The 511-nt window shown below is 44.8% G+C and carries 1 protein-coding gene; it reads left to right on the top strand.

The window, feature by feature from the left end:
- The coding region (locus tag ABD296_RS50395; protein ID WP_344285890.1) for a hypothetical protein at positions 1–511 on the top strand (511 nt) is incomplete at both ends.

Raw genomic sequence — 511 nt, 5'->3', positions numbered from 1 at the left:
CTATTACAGCAATTAATTACGATGAGCGCTATTACCTCAACGATAAAGACTTTATTGACGTGCCGGTTGATGATTCTCCAATTTACATTCGATATGACCAGCTGGATATTAATCTGGCGCGTTTATATCAGATGCAAAGAGGGGATTTGCCAACGACTGGCGAAATCAGTTTTGTAGTTGAATCTGGTGCACTAGTTTCTAGTTCGAGTTCTTATCGACCGGAAACCAGATTTGTCTATAAATTCGACTACAACTCCAGTCCGCCGAAACAGGAATTTATTGCCCCTGCAGCGACTGAACTACCCGCCATTGATACTGGTGAGTTCCCACCTGATCTGGTGGTAAATCTGACTATTAAAGGTGCTGTTGTTGGGCGTGGTGGTGATGGCGGTTTACCTCATTTGGCATTTGGCGCATGGGAGTCCGATCCGGATTACAACTTTACTAAAACCCGCCGTGACGGTTTTCAGGGAGCACACGGTTTATTAAACCGGCACAGTAAACTAAACCT

The organism is Actinomadura napierensis (genome assembly GCF_039529375.1).
Taxonomy (GTDB): Bacteria; Actinomycetota; Actinomycetes; order Streptosporangiales; family Streptosporangiaceae; genus Spirillospora; species Spirillospora napierensis.
The sequence above is the reverse complement of the archived record's forward strand: the minus strand, read 5'-3'. Positions and strand labels throughout refer to the sequence as shown.